Annotated in this window: 24 protein-coding genes; 14 read left to right on the top strand and 10 right to left on the bottom strand. The window is 58.0% G+C overall.

Going from position 1 to position 23,273, the window contains the following annotated elements:
- Window positions 1–102: 102 nt before the first annotated feature.
- Window positions 103–1,236, bottom strand: a complete 1,134-nt coding sequence (locus V1286_RS25120) for a CaiB/BaiF CoA transferase family protein (protein ID WP_334483980.1) — start codon at window positions 1,234–1,236, stop codon at window positions 103–105.
- 126 nt (window positions 1,237–1,362) lie between these two features.
- Entirely contained in the window at window positions 1,363–2,184 is an 822-nt protein-coding gene (locus tag V1286_RS25115) for a TetR/AcrR family transcriptional regulator (RefSeq protein WP_334483978.1), read from the bottom strand.
- 532 nt (window positions 2,185–2,716) lie between these two features.
- Between V1286_RS25115 and V1286_RS25110 the strand changes: the two genes are divergently transcribed.
- The gene (locus V1286_RS25110; protein WP_334483975.1) at window positions 2,717–3,505 is read left to right on the top strand and encodes an SDR family NAD(P)-dependent oxidoreductase; all 789 of its coding nucleotides are present in this window, start codon (window positions 2,717–2,719) and stop codon (window positions 3,503–3,505) included.
- Window positions 3,506–3,590: 85 nt separating this feature from the next.
- Here the strand turns inward: V1286_RS25110 and V1286_RS25105 are convergent, their stop codons facing one another.
- Window positions 3,591–4,364, bottom strand: a complete 774-nt coding sequence (locus tag V1286_RS25105) for a crotonase/enoyl-CoA hydratase family protein (RefSeq protein WP_334483973.1) — start codon at window positions 4,362–4,364, stop codon at window positions 3,591–3,593.
- Window positions 4,365–4,555: 191 nt separating this feature from the next.
- Here V1286_RS25105 and V1286_RS25100 point away from each other — a divergent pair, with 191 nt between their 5' ends.
- From V1286_RS25100 to V1286_RS25060, 9 genes are all read left to right on the top strand, one after another.
- Window positions 4,556–6,109 (top strand): class I adenylate-forming enzyme family protein, encoded by a 1,554-nt coding sequence (locus V1286_RS25100; protein WP_334483971.1) that lies wholly within the window; start codon window positions 4,556–4,558, stop codon window positions 6,107–6,109.
- A gap of 15 nt (window positions 6,110–6,124) precedes the next feature.
- Window positions 6,125–7,372, top strand: a complete 1,248-nt coding sequence (locus V1286_RS25095) for a thiolase family protein (RefSeq protein ID WP_334483968.1) — start codon at window positions 6,125–6,127, stop codon at window positions 7,370–7,372.
- Between the two features lie 32 nt (window positions 7,373–7,404).
- The gene (locus V1286_RS25090) at window positions 7,405–8,166 is read left to right on the top strand and encodes an enoyl-CoA hydratase (RefSeq protein WP_334483965.1); all 762 of its coding nucleotides are present in this window, start codon (window positions 7,405–7,407) and stop codon (window positions 8,164–8,166) included.
- A 151-nt stretch (window positions 8,167–8,317) separates the two neighbouring features.
- Complete coding sequence (locus V1286_RS25085; protein ID WP_334483962.1) at window positions 8,318–9,280, top strand: NAD(P)H-dependent flavin oxidoreductase; 963 nt, start codon at window positions 8,318–8,320, stop codon at window positions 9,278–9,280.
- A 188-nt stretch (window positions 9,281–9,468) separates the two neighbouring features.
- Window positions 9,469–9,627 (top strand): hypothetical protein, encoded by a 159-nt coding sequence (locus V1286_RS25080; RefSeq protein ID WP_334483959.1) that lies wholly within the window; start codon window positions 9,469–9,471, stop codon window positions 9,625–9,627.
- 126 nt (window positions 9,628–9,753) lie between these two features.
- Window positions 9,754–9,897 (top strand): hypothetical protein, encoded by a 144-nt coding sequence (locus tag V1286_RS25075; protein WP_334483956.1) that lies wholly within the window; start codon window positions 9,754–9,756, stop codon window positions 9,895–9,897.
- Window positions 9,898–9,899: 2 nt separating this feature from the next.
- The gene (locus V1286_RS25070) at window positions 9,900–10,145 is read left to right on the top strand and encodes an ABC transporter substrate binding protein (RefSeq protein WP_334483953.1); all 246 of its coding nucleotides are present in this window, start codon (window positions 9,900–9,902) and stop codon (window positions 10,143–10,145) included.
- Window positions 10,146–10,525: 380 nt separating this feature from the next.
- A complete protein-coding gene (locus tag V1286_RS25065) occupies window positions 10,526–11,446 on the top strand; it encodes a hypothetical protein (RefSeq protein WP_334483951.1) in 921 nt (306 codons plus the stop codon).
- Window positions 11,447–12,267: 821 nt separating this feature from the next.
- Window positions 12,268–12,807, top strand: coding sequence for a DinB family protein (locus V1286_RS25060; protein ID WP_334483948.1), 540 nt, complete (start codon window positions 12,268–12,270; stop codon window positions 12,805–12,807).
- A 1,563-nt stretch (window positions 12,808–14,370) separates the two neighbouring features.
- Here the strand turns inward: V1286_RS25060 and V1286_RS25055 are convergent.
- Both V1286_RS25055 and V1286_RS25050 read right to left on the bottom strand, forming a co-directional pair.
- Window positions 14,371–14,562, bottom strand: coding sequence for a hypothetical protein (locus V1286_RS25055; protein ID WP_334483943.1), 192 nt, complete (start codon window positions 14,560–14,562; stop codon window positions 14,371–14,373).
- A gap of 219 nt (window positions 14,563–14,781) precedes the next feature.
- Entirely contained in the window at window positions 14,782–14,958 is a 177-nt protein-coding gene (locus V1286_RS25050) for a hypothetical protein (RefSeq protein WP_334483940.1), read from the bottom strand.
- A 493-nt stretch (window positions 14,959–15,451) separates the two neighbouring features.
- Here V1286_RS25050 and V1286_RS25045 point away from each other — a divergent pair, with 493 nt between their 5' ends.
- From V1286_RS25045 to V1286_RS25030, 4 genes are all read left to right on the top strand, one after another.
- Window positions 15,452–15,595, top strand: a complete 144-nt coding sequence (locus V1286_RS25045; RefSeq protein WP_334483938.1) for a hypothetical protein — start codon at window positions 15,452–15,454, stop codon at window positions 15,593–15,595.
- A 148-nt stretch (window positions 15,596–15,743) separates the two neighbouring features.
- On the top strand, window positions 15,744–16,646 hold the full coding sequence (gene ligD / locus V1286_RS25040; protein WP_334489876.1) for a non-homologous end-joining DNA ligase: 903 nt from the start codon (window positions 15,744–15,746) through the stop codon (window positions 16,644–16,646).
- A 427-nt stretch (window positions 16,647–17,073) separates the two neighbouring features.
- A complete protein-coding gene (locus V1286_RS25035) occupies window positions 17,074–17,637 on the top strand; it encodes a hypothetical protein (RefSeq protein ID WP_334483936.1) in 564 nt (187 codons plus the stop codon).
- 291 nt (window positions 17,638–17,928) lie between these two features.
- On the top strand, window positions 17,929–18,087 hold the full coding sequence (locus tag V1286_RS25030; RefSeq protein WP_334483934.1) for a hypothetical protein: 159 nt from the start codon (window positions 17,929–17,931) through the stop codon (window positions 18,085–18,087).
- Between the two features lie 1,478 nt (window positions 18,088–19,565).
- On the opposite strand, the gene V1286_RS25025 is transcribed toward V1286_RS25030, so the two are convergent.
- The 5 genes from V1286_RS25025 to V1286_RS25005 form a co-directional block, all read right to left on the bottom strand.
- On the bottom strand, window positions 19,566–20,438 hold the full coding sequence (locus V1286_RS25025; RefSeq protein WP_334483932.1) for a tetratricopeptide repeat protein: 873 nt from the start codon (window positions 20,436–20,438) through the stop codon (window positions 19,566–19,568).
- A 186-nt stretch (window positions 20,439–20,624) separates the two neighbouring features.
- A complete protein-coding gene (locus V1286_RS25020; RefSeq protein ID WP_334483929.1) occupies window positions 20,625–21,443 on the bottom strand; it encodes a Crp/Fnr family transcriptional regulator in 819 nt (272 codons plus the stop codon).
- A 255-nt stretch (window positions 21,444–21,698) separates the two neighbouring features.
- A complete protein-coding gene (locus tag V1286_RS25015; RefSeq protein ID WP_334483926.1) occupies window positions 21,699–22,031 on the bottom strand; it encodes a hypothetical protein in 333 nt (110 codons plus the stop codon).
- Between the two features lie 54 nt (window positions 22,032–22,085).
- Entirely contained in the window at window positions 22,086–22,781 is a 696-nt protein-coding gene (locus tag V1286_RS25010) for a cupin domain-containing protein (RefSeq protein ID WP_334483923.1), read from the bottom strand.
- An 82-nt stretch (window positions 22,782–22,863) separates the two neighbouring features.
- Entirely contained in the window at window positions 22,864–23,232 is a 369-nt protein-coding gene (locus tag V1286_RS25005; protein ID WP_057902424.1) for a VOC family protein, read from the bottom strand.
- Window positions 23,233–23,273: the final 41 nt, after the last annotated feature.

Raw genomic sequence — 23,273 nt, 5'->3', positions numbered from 1 at the left:
GTCGGCGAGATGGGCGTCTTCTGGCAAAGGGAAATTGGAGACGCGGCAGGCCAACAGGAGGCGGGTCCAGCGACCCCGTCAAGGGCGCGAACAGATACGAACCTAGATTGCTCCGGACGATCTCAGTTCCCTCATACTGCCGTCATCATAGCCGGTCTCGCGGAGGATCGTTTCGGTATCCTGGCCAATACGCGGCACACCTCGCCGCCAGTCTGTTGGAGCGGTCTGAGAAAAGCGCGGGGCCGGAGCTGCCTGTAATACTCCACAAACTTCGGCAAATACCTGTCGCGCTGCCATATGCGGGTGGCGCGCCGCCTCCGCGGGATCGTTTACAGGGGCGAAGCAAGCATCGGTTCCTTCGAGTATCGCGCACCACTCGGCCCGCGTCCGCTTGGCAAAAGTCTCCGACAATACAGCCCGCTGTAGAGGCCAATCCGCGGCGTCGGTCCGGTTCTCGAATATGGGATTCCCAGCAAGTCCGATTCGTTTGAGCAGTTCTTCGTAGAATTTCGTCTCGAGAGGCGACACGACGACCCAACCGCCGTCCGAGCAACGGTAGGTATTGACCGAGGGACCGCAATCAAAATGATGGACACCTCGTTGATAGCCCGCGTCGTTCGCGGCCAGCGCACTGAGTAGCAAGTTCAACATATGCGCAGAGCCGTCCACGATGGCTGCGTCGACGACCTGTCCACAACCGCTCTGCTTTGCCTTCAGAACGCCGGCCAACAAACCGATCGCGAGGTAGAGTGCACCGCCTCCGACATCTCCGATCAAGGTTGGAGGGGCTACTGGCGCAATACCCGGAGGACTTGAGTACCAAAGAGCGCCCGACAATGCGGCATAGTTCCCGTCGTGCCCCGCCGAGTGAGAGAGCGGACCATATTGTCCCCACCCCGTCATACGGCCATAGATGAGCGAAGGGCGATGCTCCAGACAGACCTCGGGAGCGAGGCCCAACCTCTCCATGACGCCGGGGCGCATGCCTTCGATCAACGCATCGGCCCGTTCGACGAGCCGCAATACCACCTCGATAGCTTGCGGTTGCTTCAAGTCCAGTGCGATCGAGCGTTTTCCTCGGTTCACAATGTAGTCCGGGCGCGGCAATGGCGTCGTCGCATCCTTGCGCTCAACGACAATCACATCCGCACCCAAATCCGCAAGAAGCATGCCGCAGAACGGACCGGGGCCCAAGCCGGCAATCTCGACGACGCGTAAACCTTGCAGGATCGACATATCAACCTATCGCAAAAGCTGACCAGCTCTCAACGAAGCTAGAGAATGCGCTCTCCGACTACCGTTCGACTCCAAGCGATAGGACTCCCAAAGCTCGAGCGCGAGGGTACGGGACGCGACCGCAAATCAGGGCCGGCTTTTCTTTGCGGTGGTTCCAGGCCGGGGTTCTCCGGTCTGCTGTACGCGACGACGCCTCGCTTTTTCCGGCGAGCCCATATCAGCGCTTTTAGATGCTGCCAGAGCGATCGACGCGTCTGCAGCCTGTTTGGCGGTTTCGGCGCCGAACACGTCATGAGGGACTTCAGCAGGGATTTGGATGAGGTCGATATCGTCAGGATTTGCGCTCGTCCCCAAGCCATGCATTAACAAATCAACCATCCCGTCTGCGATCTTGTCCAATCCGAGCCGACCTTTTGGCGAGTACCAGCTCTGAACATTCGTCACCGCTCCCATGAACGTAAAGACGGCAAGTTTTGGATCGACCCGCCGGATCGTGCCGTCCTCAATACCTTCCTCGATAAACGAGACGAGGCGATCCTCGATCTCGTCACGCCTGGCAATTACCTTACGTCGATCCGCAGGGCGCAGAGCGGTCACGTCCGACGTCACGCCGCCGGCGCCTAGGGCTTGGTTCTGCCAGCGGATGTAGGCGCGCAGGTTTAGCCGGAGCTTCGCATAACCCGTCGTTCCATGCTTCTCCGCAAAGGCGGCGGCTTGCAACCCCATGTCGAGCGACATCATATGGCACTCGAAAAGTATCTCGAGCTTGTCAGTTACGTAGTTGTATAGCGTGCCCTTCGAGACCTGAAGGGCTTCGGCGACGTCGTCGAGAGACGTGTTGTGAAAGCCTTTTCTCGCGATGATGCGCGTTGCCTCTCGGAGCACCGCGTTCCGCTTGACACGATAAACCTCATCACTGGTTTGAAGGACATTCTTCCATCGGGGCACTTCGTTCTCAGCTCCTCATTGTGGGCAGTGCGATATCGTGTCGACTCTTCAGCAATTTGATCGGAAGACAATCCAACAACAGAAGTGCTCGCGTCAATCATCGGCCGAATTCTTGACTTTGAAGTAATCCTTTTACATTCTTGAGTAAAGCAAATTGGCTGCTCGGTAAGGGCCCAGCTCGCAAGGGCGTTTAGCGATGGGCGGCGGGTCGACAATTGTCGGCACGCAAATCCGCTCCGACCGTTGGCGGCGGGCATTTTTTTTGGCCGCCGGTCGAGTGGGAAGCCGTCATATCGTTGGCTCAGGCGCGCGGACGTCCCCTTGGGTCCTGAGGACCAAGCCCATAGCCTGCCGCCCAAGGACGTCCGAAGCGCGCTGGATCCGGCATGCGCCACCTCAGCCGCAGCAATCTCCATAAATTGTATTGCAAGATAAATAAATTGACTTCATAGTCATTCGTGATTTATCGCAGGTATTGGAAATCGATAGAGCGAGTGCCAACGCCGGCGGGAGTTTCCGGAGGGAGAGATCGATGAGCATTCTTGACTTGAATAGCAAGGCGGCAATCGTTACCGGTGCCGGGCAGGGAATTGGCCGTCAACTTGCGCTGACGCTCGCGGCTCACGGCGCAAAGGTCGTCGTCAACGATTATTTTCTGGAACGCGCAACCCAGGTCGCACGGGAGATCGTCGATGCCGGCGGTCAAGCGATCGCTGTTCAGGCGGATGTTACCGACCTCAATGGGGTTAGGGCCATGATGCGCCGCACCGTCGATGAGTTCGGCACGTTGGATGTGCTGGTGAACAACGCCGGCAACGAGGGGGCTAACCCGTCCAGCGCTCCACCGAAGCCATTCTGGGAGACGTCTCCGGAAGACTGGCAGCGCTGGCTTGGTGTCAATCTTTTCGGTGTGATCGCCTGCGTGACCGCCGCAACACCCTTTATGGTCAAGCAGCAGAGCGGAAGGCTAATCACTATCATTTCCGACGCGGGTCGCGTTGGGGAGTCTGGGATCGAGGTCTATTCGGGCGGCAAGGCTGGCGCGGCCGGCTTCATGCGAGCGGTGGCACGGACCTTGGGTCGCTACAACATTACCGCGAATTGCGTCGCGATTGCCGCAACGCTGACCCCGACAATAGCGCCGGTAATCGAGGCGCAGCCTCCCGAGACGACGAAACGTCAGCTTGAACGCTATGTCATCCGCCGCTTTGGACGTCCCGAAGACATTTCAGGCCTGGTGACACTGCTCGCCAGCGACTCAAGCTCGTGGATGACCGGACAGACCTATCCGGTCAATGGCGGATTCTCATTCGCCATGTGAGTGAGGCCGGACACGGTCCTTCCTCGGCGCGACCGATAGAACGATATCAAAAGCGGCGCGCCGCTGCGTTGACGTCGAATGTGATCTACCGACCCTTCCAATGGGGTTTGCGCTTTTCGGCGAAGGCTCGCAGGCCTTCCTTTGCATCCTCACTCTCGAGCGCAACCCGGGCAATCTTCCATTGCTCGCTCCAAGCTGCTTCATCAGTCCAGTTGTTGGACTGAAACATGATTTCGCGGCTTGCCCATACGGCGGTCGGTCCGTTGGCAAGAACTTCTTCGGCAAGCGAAAGCGCAACGGATAAGGCCTGACCCTCCTGGGCCAGGCGATTGACGAAACCAAGAGCGTGAAGATCCTCGGCGGTTCTGAACAGCCCGGTGATCGCCATCTCCATAGCGACATTGTAGGGAATCCGCCTGGGAAGCCGAAATAGGGCGCCTCCGACCGCCACCACGTTGTGGCGTACCTCAGGTAGTCCGAATCTTGCGCTTCGCGCAGCGACGACGAGATCGCAGGATAGGCAAAGTTCGAACCCGCCTCCCACCGCGAAACCTTCGACCGCAGCAATCGTCGGCTTGAGCGAGGGGCGGGCAAAAGCACCGAAGCCGCCGCGGCGTTCGGTGATCGAGCTCTCCCCTTTGGCGGCCGCTTTGAGGTCCGCTCCTGCCGAGAAGGTCTTGCTCGACCCCGTAATGATGCCCACGCGAAGTTCGCGATCCGCATCAAGCACATCCAGGGCGGCTTCCATCTGCAGCGACGTCTCATAGTCCACGGCGTTGCGGGCTTCGGGGCGGTCGATGGTTATGATGAGGGTGTGACCGCGACGCTCGCAAATCACCTTCTGTGTCTGGCGCTCCACGCTTTTCTCCTGTTCCCAAAGAGAGTTATATCAGATTGACTTTTAAGTCAGAAAATGAGACGATCAAGTAATAAATGCATTCGGGGCTCGCTTGTGCTGGTCTCGCGTCGCTACGGGATTAGGCGGAACATGCGATCGGCCCCTCAAAGGCAGTTCGGGCAACAAGAGCGTGCCTCGTCTGGGAGAAAAGAGTGCGGGTATCGGACCACTTCGAAAAGACGGCGATTGCCAATCCCGACGTCGAGTTTGCGGTTTTCGGGGATCTGCGCGTGAGCTACGCGGAAGCGCGCAGGACAGTGCACGCGATTGCGACGGCTCTGAGCCGCGAGCCCGGATTGAGGGCGGGTGCGGTGATCGGCATCTACAGCTCGAACGATCCCCGCATCTCCATGCTGCAGATGGGGATCAACCGGGCCGATTTCGCCTGGGTTGGCGTGCACGATCGCAATGCCGTCGAAACCAACGCGGAAGTGCTCGACTTCATGGATGGCGAGCTAGTCTTTTTCAACAGCCGTTACGAAAAGGAAGTGCGACAACTGAGGGCCGGCAACAGCAGGGTCCGCAGGTGGATCTGCATCGATGCCGATTCACCCGAAGGTGAGAGCTTGGCGAGCTGGCTGGACGGAAAGTTCGAAGAGTTTCCGTACTCCAAGCCCGATATGATGCGGCGGGCATGTCTTGTGCCGACGGGAGGTACGACTGGTCCGTCGAAAGCCGTCGTGCACACCCATTATACGCTCGAACAAGGATTGATTGCCCAGGAAAAGGCCTTCAGGATTCAATCGCGCTCGCGCGTTCTATCCATAGCTCCGCTTTCGCACGCCGCCGGAATGTTTGCCATGGCGTTCTATCCGTCTGCGGGCACCAATGTAATTATGTCGGGCTTCGACGCCGAAAAAGTCCTTCACTTGATCGAGCAGGAAAGGATCACGCACCTGTTCATGCCGCCAACGATGATTGGCGCGCTCCTGGTGCATCCAAAGGTCAAAAGCACCGACTTCTCATCCGTGAAGATGTGCCTGACCGGGGCGGCCCCGATCGCGCCGGAAAAATTCAAGGAGATCGTCGCCCTGCTGGGACCCGTTGTGTGGGAATCCTATGCGCAGTCGGAAACGCATATGCCCGTGACGGTCAAGGCGCCCGAAGACTACATCTTGAAGGACGGCTCATTCAATGAGTCAGTTCTGCGCTCCGCGGGGCGTGCGGCGGAGTACGTCCGCATCGAAATTATGGATGACGATGGCAATATCCTCCCGCGTGGGCAACGGGGAGAGATCGTGGTCAGGATGCCATCCCTGATGCAGTGCTACTACAAGAACCCCGAAGCTACGAACGAGGTCAGTGCATTCGGCTTCCACCACACCGGTGACGTCGGAATCATGGACGATGCGGGATTCGTCACGATCGTCGATCGCAAGAAGGACATGATCGTTAGCGGCGCGTTCAATATCTTCCCCTCGGAAATTGAAAAGATCATCCACGAGATTCCGGCTGTTCTGGACTGTATCGTTGTCGGAGCACCGCATGAGAAGTGGGGAGAGGCCGTCACCGCGGTCATCCAACTCAAGCCGGGCCAGGCCTTGAACGAAGACGAGGTATTGGCGCTATGTCGCGAACGCCTCGGCGGCATGAAGACTCCCAAGCGCGTGGAGATCTGGAGCGAGTTGCCGCGCAGCCCCGTGGGCAAGCTGTTGAGACGCGTGGTGCGCGAAAAATTCTGGCAAGGCCACTGGCGCTCTATCTAATTCGGAGGAATTCACATGGAAGACGTCTATATCATCGGTGTCGGGATGACACCGTTCGGTCGACATTTGGATAAGAGCCTGAAACAGCTTGTCGCGTGGGCTTTGAATGATGCGTTGAGCGATGCAGGCATCGACAAATCCGAGATCCAGGCTGCTTTCTTTGGAAACGCCGTCCAAGGGTTCATGGAGGGGCAGACTTGCATCCGCGGGCAGGTCGCGCTGTTGCCCCAAGGCCTTCATGGAATCCCGGTCTTCAACGTGGAAAACGCCTGTGCGACGGCGTCGTCCGCGTTCAATCTCGCGGTGAACCATCTGCGCGCCGGAGCCGGTGAGGTCGCCCTCGCAATAGGCGCCGAGAAAATGTACGACGAGGACAAGGCGAAGATGTTCGCCATCTTCGATTCGGGTTGGGATGTCCATACACCGAAGGAAAATGCGAATCGGTTGATTGCTCTCGGTCAGGGTATCGATCCGCCTCCCGGGAGTGTGTCCGATCGGCCCTACAGTGTCTTCATGGACGTCTACGCCGCTCTTGGTCGACAGTTGATGCGTTTGCACGATATCACCCAGGAGCAAATGGCCTTTGTCGCCGCCAAGAACCACACCCATGCGGTCGACAACGAAAGAGCACAGTATCGTAAGCCAATGACTGCCGATGAAGTCCTGGCGGGGCGCGCCATTTGCTACCCGTTGACGCTGCCCATGTGTGCGCCGATTTCTGACGGCGCTGCGGCCGCCATCATCTGCACCGGCGCGGCGCTCAAGCGTTTGGGTGTTCAGGCGTCTCGCGCGGTCAAGGTACGGGCGAGCGTCATTCGCTCCGCGACGGCGCGCGGGGGTGATGATCTCGAGAATCATATCACCCGGCTCACGGCTAGAGCTGCCTATGAACAGGCGGGCGTAGCGCCCGAGGATGTCGACGTGGTGGAGGTCCATGACGCCACCGCGATCGGCGAGCTCATCCAGAGCGCCAATCTCGGGCTGTGCGAGCTCGGAGCCGCCGGCAGGTTTGCGCAGAGTGGGGCCACAACGTTGGGCGGCCGCGTGCCCATCAACCCATCGGGCGGCCTCGAATCGAAGGGCCATCCGATCGGGGCGACCGGCATTGGACAGATCTTCGAACTCGTTGCGCAGTTGCGAGGCGAAGCAGGGTCGCGCCAGGTGAATAATGCCCGGATTGCCGTCCAGGAAAATGGTGGGGGGCTTTGGGGGTTCGAGGAAGCCGTCGCCCACATTGCTGTGTTCGAACGCGGCGCTGCCTGAATCGCTGGATTTCTGTGACTAAAGAGCCGCTCATGATGGACAATGTGCTGACCGAAATCGGTGATCGAACTCTAACCATCCGACTGAACCGACCGGAAAAGCGAAACGCGCTCACTCGCACGATGTATTCATGCCTCGCAGATGCCCTTGAACGGGCCGAGGCCGACGCTTCCATCAGGGTTGTCGTCCTGACGGGGAATGCTGATTGCTTTACGGCGGGCAACAACTTATCCGACGGCATTATCGAGGGGCTCGACGGACCCCACGGTCGGTTCATGAGTGCTTTGGCGGAATGCAGCAAGCCAATCATTGCCGTGCCATGCGGCATTGCCGTTGGGATCGGCGTGACGATGCTTCTGCACTGCGATCTCGTCTACTGCGGATCACATACAAATTTCAGAATTCCGTTCGTGCCGTTGGCGGTTTGTCCGGAGTGTGCATCGTCTTACCTATTGCCCCGGCTGGTCGGACATCATCGCGCGAGCGAAATCCTGCTCACGGGAGAATCGTTCGACGCGACGACGGCGCTCGAGCTGGGGATCGTGAACGGCGTGTTTCCCAACGACCAGGTTGAAAAGGTTGCCAAGGCGAAGGCGGCGCTCATCGCGACTCAGCCGCCTGCGTCGGTTCGGACGACGAAAATGCTGATGAAGAGGTCAATTGCGGAAGGCGTTCGCGAGACGATCAAGGTCGAAATAGAGCATTTGGTTCGGCTTCAGCATGGAGCTGAAGCAATAGAAGCGGTTAACGCATTCAAGGAGAAGCGCCGCGCCGACTTCTCGCGATTTACCTGACTACAAGCGAATGCAGTTCAAGAGCAGCAACAGACCCGGATCATGACGCTCGACCGACTGGTTTTCCGAAGCGTGGCGCGCAGGAAGGGCGTCAAGTCCGTGCACTGAATCTTGTCCTTCGATCGAACCGGCTCAGTAAAAGGCAATCGAAATGGGAAATTATGGCGATCCGCAAGTGACCGCTCGGCTCCAGGCCAAGCTCAAGTTGCCAGTCTTTGTCGCGCCGATGTTTCTCGTTTCCGGTCGAAACCTTGTCGTCGCGTCGTCGTCAAACGGCGTTCTTGGGTCCATTCCGGCTCTCAACGCGAGAACTACTGAGATCCTAGACTCCTGGATCAGCGATATTGCCGCGAAGCTGGAAACTGCGAGCGCGGCGGCTCCATTCGCAGTAAATCTTATCGCCCATGCGAGCAATACGAGACTCGATGCCGACGTCGACTTGATGATCAAGCATAAGGTGCCGATCGCCATATCCAGCGTAGGCAGCCCGGACCGGCTGATAGATAGTATCCATAGTTATGGTGGTCTGGTCTTCTCCGATGCCGCGACGGTTCGCCACGCAAAGCGCGCTGCGTCAGCAGGGGTCGACGGATTGGTGCTTCTAAGCGCCGGCGCTGGTGGCAATACGGGCTGGCTAAATCCATTCTCGTTCCTGGCGGAAGTTCGCCAATTTTTTGATGGTCCGATCGCACTTGCGGGAGGTCTTTCGTCAGGACGGCAGATCGCCGCTGCCGAGATGATGGGAGCGGATTTTGTGCTCATGGGCACTACTTTCATCGCAACGCATGAAAGCGAGGCGGATCAACGCTATCGAGACATGCTCATCGAAAGCGGCGCTGACGACGTTGTGACGACTGACAAGCTGACTGGCATCCCGGCAAACATGCTGCGCGCCAGTCTGGAAAAGTCCGGCTTTATCGATGGCGGAAATCACAAAGGTTTCAGCGTAAATCGCGATACCGAACTTATGAAAATGTGGCGTGATATCTGGAGCGCCGGCCATGGAGTAGGAGGCGTAACAAGAATTGCGAGTGTACGCGATGAAGTCGAAAGGTTGGTGCAGGAGAGGGCGGTTACCCTCATGAGAAATCAGTCAATGGCCGAAGTGTACTAGGCGATGAGACGACCCGTCGCGGCCGGCCTGTGAGGGCGGTTCCACGTTCCGCGTTTCATGCGCGATTGGGCAAAGATAGCGCGTGAACTGCGCGGACTGTTAGGCTGGTCGGCTATGCCACGTGGGTTCTGCGATCTAGCGGATCGAGCGCTCGCAAGCTCAGCGCGTCCACCTCTGCGGAAGCACCGATGTACACGGTCCGCTCGCAGGCTCTTAACGGTCGAATGGTTGGTCTCATCGTAGAAATGCAGCCCGCTGCTTGCACGTCCATCGCGAAAATGCCGCCGACCAAGCTGCCGATCTCGCAGGACAAGCGGGCGATGTTCATTGCAGCCAGTAACGCATAGCGTGCGGCTGACTACCTAAATAGGCTGCAAGCCGGTAACGAATAAGCGCGGGCCGCGTGAGCGGCCCGTACGGTTCCACCGTTATTTGGCGGCTGCTTCGAACGCGCAATTATACTGGTATGTCGCGTGGCCGATCCAATCCTTGTTTCGGCCTTCGCCAAGCGCCCGCCAGGTTATATTGAAATCGGGATGGATCTGGCGGTAATGCTGCGCTTGCGGTTCGCAAAACTCAGCCGTGACCTCCATCAACCCATGGTGACTGATAATTAGGAATGGATCTATCCATTCAGCGACTCGGTCCGGCGAGGGGGACTAATGTCGTACTCGACCAACCTTTCAAGCTATGGCAACGCGCCGCGGGCTATGTTGATCGCATCCTCAAAGGGGCGCGTCCGGCGGAGCTTTCCGTCGAGCAGGCGACGGACATTACCCTGAGTATCAACCTCAAGACCGCTAAGGCTCGCGGCCTCGACATTCCAATTACGCTGCTCGGCCGCGCCGACGAAGTGATCGAATAGCGACCACAATTGCTTCGGTGCCTGAGTCCGCTCCTTGCACCATTGCGACATGGCGACCGACCCTGACGATGTCGGTTTCCAGGGGAAGACCGGAAGTAGTCGGCCGACGACCAAAATGACGCCTTTGACCCACAGCCGACGTTGGCCACGAAATCGACGGGCCGGGCGCTTCCTTACTCATAAGCACTGCAACGGCCTTAGGCAGTTACAAAAAGTGAATTTTGGAGGCTTGCAGTTCGAGCCGAAGGCTGTTGCGCGCATGCTTCGAGTGTCGTTGCTTTATCGGGTGGAGTGGGCTGGGAGATTTGTTCGAAAGGACGCTCCCGATGGCACGACAGCAGATTGAGAGGTTAGATTTAGATTTCGCAGACCGGAGCAGGATGACGTATCTCCGAACGGATCAGGAAACCGGATCTTGTTCTGGCGCAGGAGTTTATTTCAAGTTTTGCGAAAGCTGCCACCATATGGCGGCGGCAATTACCCGGGCCGTAGCCGACGCGATCCGGCCTCCTGATCATTTCTTCGGATCGTATGCAACGGCTGCATCTTTCACGCTGGCGGACCTGAGGTTTGCCTGGGTCGGCGTCGTGGTGGGCATCGCCGGGCTGGCTACGCTGCTTCTTTTCGTCTGGAGCGAAATGGGGGCAGGCACGGTAAGTGCGACCGAACGGCGCGCAGATCCTTCAAGCCTGGCCGCCGCCGTCCCTTGGGTTGAAACGCAGGCTGAGAGGATGGAAGCGATAAGACGATGGGGTCTGGATTTGTTGCGGGCGGACATTCCCGAAGACGAGCCGTCCCAACCGTTGGCGCGCGGTGACCGCCTCAAACTCCACGACGGGACCACAAAGCCAGTCATGCGCATCGCAACGGCCGGCGAGGACTACGACAACGTTGCTGCACCCGCTCCATTGCCGGCACAGCCTGCTGCGAGCAAACCTGCCAAAGCAAAAGCAAAGGAGAAGCATGCAATGAAGGAGCGTCCGGCCCATGGTGGTCATGCGCGGCGTGATTCAAGGTATTCCCGTGATCGGGTCAGTGTGGCACACGCCAAGAACGTGCAGGTCGCGAGCGAGCCGCAGATCACCTCAGCCAGCGGACCGCGGGCGGAGCGGGCGCCGCCGGAGGAGAACAAGCCGTTCGGCTGGATCAAACGGCTGCCGGACACGATCGTGCCGTCCTCGTGGATAGGCGGCTGGGAGAACCTGTGGGCGAAAGGAAATGGCGGTGAAGGTTCATCCTGCAGCCCGTCTGTAAATCCGGCCACAGGATGCCCGCGGGAGGCTCATGCCGGCCCGCGATAGCGGTCACAAGTGGCGGCCTGCAATCGCCGACGACGTCCTCCAGCTGCGTGGCCAAGAACCCGTAAAGGACCTGAGAAGGTTGCGAGAACGCGCCCGCAGAGACCGTCATCGTCTCGCTGCCGAGCGGCAGTCGAAGGATCTGGTCGAACAGGAAACAAAAGGTCTGTGACAGAAACAGGCTGCCATACTTCTGCTGATGGCTCCTCTGAAACATGACGGTCGGCCATTACGGCGTCGCGGGAAGAGCGGAAGTAGCCGGCCGAGAGCCAACATGACGCGATTGACCCCTTTCGGACGTTTGGGTCACTGGTTTTGAACCGAATTGCTTCTGCCGCGCCCCGGCCATGTGAGGCCTCTTTTGGATGAACGTGGGATCGGGTAGTCTTCTTTAGAGCTGCTCATCGAGGCGGGACGTGCCGACGTCTCCGTTGGAGGTGAATGGGCAGCGGGGGATGCCGTCAGCGGGCATCGCACTCTCAATACAGCCCGACAGTCCCCTTGACCGGTCTCTCCACTGAGCACTCGCTGCGCGCGCGGCACACGGCGATGATTACGCAAAATGCTTATTTGGCGCCTGCTAGCTCACCTCGGGCGCAGGCCGTGCCCTCTTCGCGATGTGATCGTTTGGGGTCCGCTTCAGTTGGCGCTTCACAGCAAAGGGAGAACGCACATGGTTAGAAAAACAAATCCCGAACCAGGCGATCCGACGGCGGGTAACGGAGTTCTAAGCCGCCGAGGGCGCGACTCGTTTGCAAATCTCAGTCCTGCGTTTCAGCGGCAAGAATGCCCAGTGACCCCAATTAACGGCGGGAGGCAAAATCATGACCATCTCCCAGTTTCGGCAACTTGCGGCCTACAATCGCTGGGCCAATGCGCGCCTGTATGCCGCTGCACTTGATTTATCGGATCAGGCATATCGGCTTCACATCGGCGTCGTCTTCGGCAGTCTGCACGGCACATTAAACTACTTGCTGCTGACCGACCGCCTCTGGCTGAAACGGCTGACCGGTGAAGGCAACCATCCGAATCGTCTTGACGCTATTTTGTATGAAGACCGTGCCGAATTAACCTGGGCGCGTATCGATGAAGACAATCGGTTGATGGCGGTTGTCGATCAGTACGACGAAGTGACACTTGCCAGTCTCCACGGCTACAAGACATCCTCCGGGATGCCGCAGTCTCAGGTCCTCGCGGATATTCTGTTGCACCTATTCAATCACCAGACCCATCATCGCGGACAAGCACATGCGTGCTTATCGATCTTGACGGGTGGCGAACCACCTTCGCTCGACTTGATGGCGTTTCAGCGCGGCGGCACAGCGCCCGATCTCAAAACGCTGATCCGACACGGCCGGGTGTAGCGAGGTTGCCGAAGTGTGTGGCGCACGGAACGACGGATCGGAGTGGCGTTTTTGGGCGTCGCCGACGCGCGCGCGGCGCTTCGGCCAGCTTGGGCGAAGCCATGAGGTGCACCCTCTGCGAACCCTGGCGGCTTTCTCAAGCGCGTGGAGGGGTGCGGTAACAGTAACGGTTGTTTCCACTGTCACGGCGGGAATCGGTAGCTCCAGAAAGATCAGATCGGCCCCCAGATGAAACGGCTCTCAGGGCGTGATGTCGCTTATTGGCCCTTCTGCGAAGTGTCCGCACACCTCGTCGAGGTCCGGACAGCGGGGTATAGCGGACCCGATTTGCTCACGTTGGGTTCTTCGCATCTGACCCAAAGGGGACCTCCACCGCCGCTGCCATCTCGGTGAAATCATCGACCGTCGTCGCCGGCGGCTCAGGCGGCGCATCTGCAGGCGCAAACGTGCTGTACATCGGAATGCGCTCTGGTGATCTAATGACTAGTGAGATACGAACCTTGGCGGCTTCGTCGAGTTCAGTCTCAAAAAGATACGCCGCCGGGCTCGAAATACGCTGTCCCGGCGGTGCCTTGTCTCAGACTGGGCACTAAAATCTCAGTCGTTGGGTATGTAGCAAGCCCGTGCCACATGGGGGCGGGCCGCTCCGAGGGCGAAGCGGCCCCTAATCGCGCAGTACACAGGCGGGGACTATTAGCCATCTGCGCGACCTGCCACCACGCTAGACCTGCTAAGACCGGCTGCAATGAAACTCGCGTGTTAAGCTTGATGTCGGCGCTGCCGGTTAATTCTGGAACATTGGCCGGTCCATGCAGAACCTCATATTCAAACGCCACGCCTTCCCGGTCGTTCTCCTCAAACCATTTTTCGCTGCGTCCGCGGTCTGGTCCTTGTCGCCATCGACGCAGTGCGCCGAACGGCGGCTTTTCGTGCCTGTCACACCGGGTCGGTTCAGCGCGGTATGCACATCATGGATTGCCGACTCCATCGGTGATATGGGCCGCAAGGGGGAGATGGCTGGGATGTGGCCGGGCATACGTTCCGAACTGGCAAACCTTGCTGCCATCCATCGCGGACACAAGCCCCTTCAGACGTGCTGCTGCACCCGACTCCACATCCCCCCGTAGCCGAGGCTGGCCCAGTAAGAGCGAAAGCTACAAAGAAGGCCCCAAAGCCAGCAAAGCGGATCATCATGGCGTCTCCTCGTTGTCTTGAGTGCACGGGTAAAATTGGCGCCGTAAATATCGTTCCTTTGCTCTATCCAAGCTGCCGCCGGTTCACGCTGGCGGGCCACTAATGGGCACCCCAAAGATCCGATTGGACACCCTAAAGCGTCAGTACGAAGCAGTCTGCCATTTGCTATCAAGTGGATGTGCCGAAGTTAGTTTCTCGGCACAGGAGACGCATCTCACTTACGGCCCCAGGCCGCCCCAAGCCCCGCTGGGGCCGTATTTTAGTTGTCGGCCATTTCCCAGTCTACAACGACCCCGGCACCTGCCAGACGATCGCTAGCGCCAAGATCACGAGCATGGCGTAAGTGGTCCTGCGGCCAACGCGGTTCATTTAGCTGAGAATCTCCTTGACCTTGATGCCCCGCAAGGCATCGATGCAGTCAGCTACCAAATGCAAGAACTCTTGCCGCTTTATGCTTTTCACGTGACGCCCTTCCATATTGATGAGAATGAACCTCGCCATTTCGTAGGCGACTTCAAACTGCGATTTGCCGGTAACCTCAACATCGATTCTTTCAGCCATTTCGCTCTCCGCTAGTTGTAATTGGCAAGGCAGCGGTTCACTCCAGAACCTCATACTCAAAGGCTACGCCTTCGGGCTCGTTTTCCTCGACCATTTTTCCGCGGCATCCGAACACTGTGATGTGGTCGACGTCGCCGACAGCTTGCTGGTGTTGACGTAGACAAAGACGGTCATTGGTCTCTCTTCAGCTTGCGCTTGCCCCAATGATGACTTTTGCGATCAGGATCGAATACCCGTTCGACGTGGCGGTTCAGAACGCATGACGCCGATCCGGGCCAACATCGTCGGGCCGCCGTTCTCCGCAACCAGGATCAGCGCCTCCATGGCGTCCTGCCATTCCTCGGTGGAGTGTTCGGCCTTCGACAGCTTCGTGATGTAGCTCGCGGCATCCCTCAAGGTGAGGAGCCGGCGGCCATTCGGAAGCGGTATTGGGTCTCAAACGAGGGTCGACCAGGGCAATAAAAAGTACTCGGGCAATGATCTTGGGTGTTCCGCCCCAGAACAGCCTATTGTCATCTTGTTCACGTTTTGTACTATAGTGAAATGAAAAGCGCCCGTGAAATCGAGATCCTGTTCAGGCGGCTGCGCCTTTACGGCCAGCTCGGACGCCGTGCCGAGGGGCTCATTCGAACGATCCAGAGGAGTATTGGGGGAGCGCTATGGGCCTAGATCGCGTCCGTTCCGAAATCGAGCACATGCGCGTCCAAGTCGGAAGACAGCGTAAGGAAATTCTCCAGCTTCAGCGCGCTGGCATATCGACTGCAGCGGCTGAACTCTTGCTGCAAAGAATGCTGGCGAAGATCGACGGCCTTTGTGACGGGCGGGACCGGCTCAAGAGGGAGGAGGACGGCCCAACGAAAGGGCGCGTGCTTGGCGGCCGGAGCTGGTGATGACAGAGCCCCTGAAATGGTACGACGAGAAGGCCGACAACTCGCCATGGATCACCGCGCTTGCCGAAGTGCGGCAGCGGGCAACGCGAGAGAGCTACTGCTACCAACCAAGCGATCACAGTGGCGATCGATCAATACGCTGAAAAGGCGCTGGGCAACCGGGACTATTTCCTCAGCAAGCCATACAGCATTGGTAGCGGCAGGAACGATCACGTCCCCTGATTGTTCGAGATTTCTGAGAACTGCGCAAGAATGCCCGCTTTCCCGGCGGGCTTTTTTGTGAGTTGAGTTATTGCCAAATCGTATTCAGATGCCGGGCTTCAGCCCCAGCTTGCGACGCTGAGGTCGAAGGCGCCGAAGGGCGACCAGTGGCTCCATGAAATCAAGTTTGACGGCTACCGCGTGCAGGTTCACGTAAATAGCGGACGGAAGAAGGTATACACCCGCACCGGGCTGGACTGGACCAAACGGTTCTCTGTCATTGCTGGCGCCTTCGATATTCCGGGTCAAGCCATCGTCGATGGTGAGGTGGTCGTCGTCCATGAGGGTCGCACGAACTTCTCGGAACTGCAGGCAGAGCTAGCCGCGGGCAGACAGGATCGACTGGTTTTTTATGCATTCGACCTCCTCTGGCGCGACGGAGACCTTCGGAGGCGACCGCAGATCGAACGCAAGCAGCTCCTGTTAGACTTGCTCGGCGAAAACGACATCGAACTGCCGGTGCTGTTCTCCGAGCATCTCGTCGGCGACGGGCAGAAGTTGTTCGAGCATGCCGTCAAGTTGAACTGGGAGGGCATCATTTCGAAGCGGGCAGACGCGCCGTACCGATCGGAGCGAAATGAAGCATGGCTGAAAATCAAAGCCGTGCAGAAGGGCAAGTTTCCGGTCGTCGGATTTGTCAAAGACCCAAGCGGCGTCGCCGCGCTGTACCTTGGCAAGCAGGAAGGCAAAGACCTTGTCTACATGGGCAAGGTTGGTACGGGCTGGTCTCGCACTGTCTCTAGCCAGATAAGAAAGCAGCTCGATACGGTGGTTAGCCCCAAGTCAAAGTTAACCAGAGCCATCAGGAAGCCGAAGGCGACGTGGGTGGAGCCGAAGTTCTTTGCCGACGTTGAATACCGGGACATCACGTCGGAAGGCTTGCTACGTGCCAGTTCGTTCAAAGGACTGACCAAGGGAACGGGGCGCACCTGACAACCTTCGTTCTTATGTCCGTTGCTAAGTGTAAAGCTGACCTAAGCCGGTAATGAGCAGATGTCGCCTTTTGACCCTGGCTGTGTGAAAACGTGAAATCCCGGGAAGGGCGGAGAATCTGCTTCTGAGATGCCACGGCGCCGAAGTTCAGCATGCTCTTCACGCTCCTAGAGCGAGCTTCCAAAGAAATACTTTTCTCCGCAATTTGCTCGGCGCTGCGTTTTCACACGGCCAAGACCCATTCCGGACTCTGTTGTCGCGACGGTGCGCGCTCAGCGGCCAAAGCTCTTTCAAGACTAAATTCGCGAGGGCTAGTTGTTGCACCAGAACCACAGACGCGCCGCGCCAGCCGCCGGCGGCGCCACCATGCCTTTCTTTCAACAAACAACGGACATCCCCTGCCGACTGCAACGTCAGGAGAGCATCCATGCCCATCTCAATTCTGCGGCTGCTCGCGAGTGTCCTTTGGCTGGCGCTCATAGTCTCTACATCCGCGACTGCAGAACCGAAACTTGAAATGCATCGTGTCGGCGTTAACGTAGACGATGGCTCGGGATGGTATCCGGCTGTTTCGACCAAGGGCTTGTTCTCGATCCTCCTGCCAATTCCCTTCAATGATTTCACGACTCGCGACCCGGGCACGGGCGAAGTGAGCCATGTCGTCGGCGGCAAGAGTTCTGAGGGAATCAAGTTTACAGCGGTTGAACTGCCGGTAACTGCAAAGACGCCTGTCGACCTCGCGGCGATCCCCAAATCTTTCTCATCCAAGCCGGCTAACAAAGTGTATGATGAAATCCGCAATACCAAGGATGACGTCGATAATCTGTTCTTCTCAGTCGCCAACTCGGCAACGACTGCGCATTTCCGCTACATCAGGATGAAAGGTACGCTCTACATACTAACGATTGAATACCCCAACGCGTATCGCGACGTGGTGGCGGAAAAGAAAGATAAATTCTTCGGATCCTTTAAATTCAAGGGGAAGTCCTGATCGAGCAGAATGGGGATTATCCGATCGGAATGTCTCCTCCTCGCACCTTGAGACATTACGACCGGCCATTACGGGGTCCGCTTACAGGGGAAGAGCGGAAATAGCCGGCCGAGAGCCAAAATGACGCGATTGACCCGCAACGGGTAGGTGGGGAATCCCGGTCAAGAGCAATAGGCCGCCGCGTCTCGTGGCCTTCTAGGCGAAGCCGCGATCGGAAGCCGGCCAAGGAACTGTTTTGGCAATTGCCGATTGAATGAGGGTCCCCCAATGCTTACGAGGAGGGCTACTGCCGTGCACCTTCACACATACCGGGACGAAAGCCGCTCCTGGCATCTCGACCTGATCGGTGGACGCGGGCGTCCCTGGTCAATCGATCTGGTCGTAGTAATAGCTTCGGGCATCATGTTGATCGGCCTCGCCTGCGCCTTCGCGGCATTGCTGATCCGATAGCCTACGGCACCGCCGCGACCCCCGGGCATCGTGCATCGCGCGGCGGCTGGGCGCGGAAAAAATTTATGGCGGCCGCGTATGTGGCAGCGCCTTCGATCACGAAAACAGAAAGACGCCAATCAGCAAACCTGCTGCGAATGCCCACAGGCCTAATGTGCAAGCTGAGATAACGCGGACGAGGTTGAGGTCGTCCTGCGGGATCTCGTGGGATCGATGCGTCATTGCACCCGCACCCCTGCGGTGGCCGCTGGCCCGTTACGAGGGCCGTCACGCTCCTCCCCATACGTGCCCAAAAGAAGGCAATAGATGATCACGGGGGATCACGATTTACCAGACCAGGTGGGACATCCCCGACCCCCTCGAATGTACCATTTCAAATTATGGCCATTCTGTAAGGCGTTCTCGACACTGAATGCGAGAAGTCCTTTATTTGCAGGCACAACTCGCAATTTATCGCTGGCGCCGTCGAAAATGCTATTTACCGAGCCGACGAGGTGATCGAATAAACTGTCAATTGCTGCAGTGCGTGAGTCCGGTTCTGGCACTTTTGAGACATGCCCGCCTAGTCTGAGAATGTCCGTTCACCGGGATAGACCGGAAGTCGCCGTGGTCCGGTCAACCGACGCGAATGACCCTTAACGGACATTCGTTCATTGTTGAGCGCGGGAAAGAGGACTGTACGGCTGTCAATCTGTTCGCTCGCGCGCGGCCAGTGCTCCCGGTTTCGATCCTCAGTGGCCGAGTTTGAAATTTGCAGTGGCCCAATTTGAAATCGTTCTCAGGGCGAAACACAATCAAATCGGTCGTAAACGTGATATCCTCCGCTCCGGGACGTAAACAGCCGTCCGGGCATTTGGGAGGACGGGTCTATGAGGTTTTCGTCACTCTTCGTTGCAGGTCTTGTGTGCGGCCTAAGCGGCACAGCAATGTCACAAACTGAACCACCCTCGGGCGGCGTCACCTCGCTTCCTAGCGTCGTGATCGGAGCGCCCAAGCAATTAGCCAGACCACAGAAACCGGGGCCTCGGTCGGTTGCCCACAGAACCGTGTCGCGTCGGACGGTTGCATCCGCGAGCGATGCACCAGTATACGGCCGCGTTACTCTCGCCAGCACGACCGGCAATTGCTCGACCACGACATGGCCCACTGTGTCGCCGGTTCAGTGTACAAAGCCTCTTGCCCGCAACTACATCGAATGCACCGAAATGGTCACGAAAGGTGGTAATAGACCTAGCGATGCCTGGTGGTGGTGCAGCAATCAAGGTTTCAAGAACTGACCAACTCACATCAAGGAATAAACAGAGGCCGCCTTAGTTGGCGGCCTCTTTCATTTCGCTTGTCGCCTATTGGCACCTCTGAGACATGCCGACGGGATCAGAAAACGTCTGCTTATCGGGGTAGACCGAAAGTGATTGACGCCCCGTCGGAACGACGCGATTGACCCACAGCAGACATTGCTTCCGCGACGCACGGGAATACTACCGTTCCGGTTTCGACTTCCACTCAACCGCCAGCTTCTGCGCTTCGGCGATCTGTGCCGGGGTCATCTGCTGCGCGACGCGATTTCGATTGCTGATCGCATCTTGGTCACTTCGCGCAGCCGCCAAACTGAGCCACATGTATGCTTGAATATTGTCTTGCGGCACGCCTAGTCCCGTAGCGTAACAGAGGCCAAGATATACCTGCGCTCCAATATGACCTTGGTCTGCAGCGCGGCGAAACCACTTCGCAGCCTCGATCCGGTTCTCGGACACGGCCACGCCCGCGAAATGCAGGACCCCGACGTTGAACTGCGCACCATCGTTACCGCGCTCGGCGGCAAGGTGATACCACTTCAATGCTTCAGCTTTGTTCTGAGGCACCCCATTGCCGTTGTCGTACAAGGTCCCCAGGTTGTACTGGGCGAAGGTATGGCCTTGATCGGCTGCGAGGCGCCACCACTTTGCAGCCCTAGCGTAATTTTTCGGCACACCTTGGCCGCCGTCGTACATGAACCCGAGTGCGTACTGCGCCTCGGCATTGCCTTGGTCGGCCAGCGGACGCCAGAGCCGTAGCGCGGTTGCGTAGTCGCGTCTGCTATGCGCCGCCTGCGCATCCTCAAACGGCCCCGCAACAGCGCCTCCCGCCATCGACAGCGGCGAAGCGAGCGCGAGAAGGACCAGGAGGATTCGCACGATCGGCATGGGAAACCTCAATTGGCGTCGCGCGATCGGCGCGGCATGCGCCGCCGTCGCGACGACGGCGGCTTGTTTGTCGCGGGCCGCCCGCGAAAGGTTCACCGCCGACGGCCTCTTGCGGACACAAACGAACGACCATTGCGCATTAGCCCGGATCCGTGCCTTTGCAAGCATGTCGCCTATTGGCACCTTTGAGACATGCCGACGCACCCTGCGAATGTCTGCTTATCGGGGTAGATCGGAAGTGGTCAGTGCACCGGCAAATCGCCGCGAATGACCCACCGGATATCGTTGCGTCGCGAGACCCGCACTGCGTGGGGACGTCCTGTTACCCAAAGTGCGGACATCAAGAGCCAACGGTTAAGCTATATCATCCGTGGCTGGAGTCTGCCGCGCGGCTTTTTCTTGTGCGATAATTCCTTCTAGCCGCGAGATGTTCTCCAGCAGGCGCTGGCTGGTCAGCACGAGAAAGTAGTAACCGAATTGCGGATTTTGAAAGTAGATCTCGAGCAGCCTATCATAAGTTATAGTCATCACCTGCCCGTCTTCAATGCATTCGACGGTCGCGGTTCGCCGTTTATTGGGAGTAAGGAAACCAAGCTCGCCCATCAGTCGTCCCGGCGGAAGTTCGACGTCGATTTCCCTGACCAAAAACTTTCCTGTGACCGTCAAGAACATTTCGGTGGCCGCATCATCCTTCTTGAACAATTTATCGCCCCGGCGATATTTGCGCTCGGTCATGAAAGGTTTGAGCCATTCCAATGAGGTATCGCCCTCCGTCGCGATACGTGCCCTCTTGATCAGATTGAGCATTTGACGGAGGCGAATTGCATTGATAGGCAGCAACAGCAGATACAAGATAAAAGTCGCGACGTTTCCTGAAAGCGCGCCAAAGGCGACGAAGAATGTACAGCCGGCCATGTTCGCGACGCGCAGCGGCACCATTGTATGCATCAGCAAGGTAGCGACAAGAAAGACGGCGCCAACCAGAGCGAACATGTTGGCAAGCGTAATGTTGGCTAGCACAATTTCCAGCAGCCGATTGAATAGTGCGTCGTAGGTGATGCTGTTGGGATCGAGGCCCATCTGAACCAGAATCTTTGCGATCCTGAGGTTGTCCGCCGCCGTATCAAGAATGCGGTTTAGTATCGTCGAAAAATCTGCACTGCTCGACTCCATCGGATCTTCCCCCGCGCAAAGCCGTCGGTATTTCGGTCGGATAACGCTTGCTGAGAACGCTGTTCAAAGAACGCAGCGCTTCCGACGAGGTGATCGATTAACCCTTAACGTTTCGCCTGCCATTTGGGCTCCTTCAGGAGCATTCGTTTGGCCTTCTTCTCCGCACGCTTCTTGAGATCGGCCTTAATCTTATCGATCAAAGTCCGTGTTCCCGGCGTCCAAACTTTGAGAGTCGAGTTCACTTTCGCCTCGACTTCATCGCTTCGTTTTCTTTGCAACCTTCTTAGCGGTCGTTGCTGACTTCTTGACGGTTTTCTTAGCCGCGTTCTTACCAGACTCTTTTGGCGCGTTCTTCGAAGTTGATTTCTTTCGACGAGGAATTACCACAAATGGCGGCATCATAGGGTCGGCTAGTAAACCGTCACCGGCCATCGGCATATAGGTAACGGGTTGTTCGCCCGGCTTCACGGGGTCTGGCTCCATTGCATGTTGCACGGCGTCCGATACCGTGGTTGTTATGTTTTCGACGGCGTCGTTGATCTTATCGACCAACTTCTCGATTACGTTTTTATCCTTGTCGTCGTCCATCGCGCCCTCCAGGAGTGGAATGCGGGCATGACACTGTTGGCCGCCCGTCGGTAGCTAGAAGGCCAAGAATATCAACGGCTCGTCGCCTGGGTTTCCCCATTGGTGCACGAGGCCGTAGGGTTCATAGATCAAAGAACCCGGTCCCCTTGCTTCTGTCTTACCGTCGACCGTGTTGGCCCCGGTGCCGGAGATGATAAAATATAGAGCCGCGCCTGACCGATGGTGTGGAGGGTTGGAGGGCATCCGCGCCGGAAATGTGACTCGCGTGAGATTGAGATCATAACCGCCTGGCTTCAGGTCGGGGATCGGATTCGCTGTGCGATACAATTCTCTCACGGCGGCAGGTGCCGTCTCGGCAGGCCGACCCAAGTCCACGGCGGGCGCGAGGAAGAAGTGGAGGAAAGTCGATGGCCCTCCGCTGCCCGCCGTTAGCGCCGCGGTCTTTCCGCCGGCGATGAACAGCCCCTCTCCGGCGTTGAGCATTTTGGCCTCGCCATCGAGCGCGACCTCGGTCGATCCTGACATCTGGTAGAGGATGCCGTTGGCTCCCAAAACGCCGCTCTTCTCATCCGGCTGAAGAGTGACGCTCACTGCTTTGAAATGGAGCGGCACGTCTGTGACGGTCGGCAGTTTGGTTGCGGCGATCACTGTTCGTGTAATTGCCGGTGGAGCGGGGGTGATTTGTGCGGTCCCGGAGGCGGGAAGCGCCATCGCGCCGAGCAACAGTAGTCCGGTTGTCCTGAATTGCATGATTGCCTCCCAGGTTCAGCGGATAATCGGAGCACCATACGCTCTCCCAGCGCTTCTTGGAATGGGAGGCCGCTTCGAGCTGCTATTGGACGGAAACCGGGAGCAAAGGCCGAGCGAAACTGAGTTCGTGGCCGTCGGGGTCAATTAGGTGGAAGAAGCGCTCACCCCATTCGGCATCGCGGGGCACGGTAGCTGGCTGGTATCCCGCTGCGAGCGCACGGTCGTAAAGTGCGTCAACATCGGCAACGTAGAAGATTACCCGCCCCCACCAGGACCAGCGCCGCTCGGCTGGCTGGGCGATGAGGTTAAGAAAGCTCGCCCCTGCTCGAAAGCTGGTGAGGGACGACCCTTCGCCGCCATGCAGGACCTCAAACCCCAGCGCGCCGTAGAACCGGACAGCTCGTGGCATTTCGTGGGTGCCCAGTGTGACCGCGCTGATCCCCTCGATCATGGACAGAACTCTCCTGTTTCATTTCCCCGCGCCGCTTGTAG

This window comes from Bradyrhizobium algeriense (assembly GCF_036924595.1).
Taxonomy (GTDB): domain Bacteria; phylum Pseudomonadota; class Alphaproteobacteria; order Rhizobiales; family Xanthobacteraceae; genus Bradyrhizobium; species Bradyrhizobium algeriense.
Note: the sequence above shows the minus strand (reverse complement) of the source record. Positions and strands in the feature narration are given on the sequence as shown.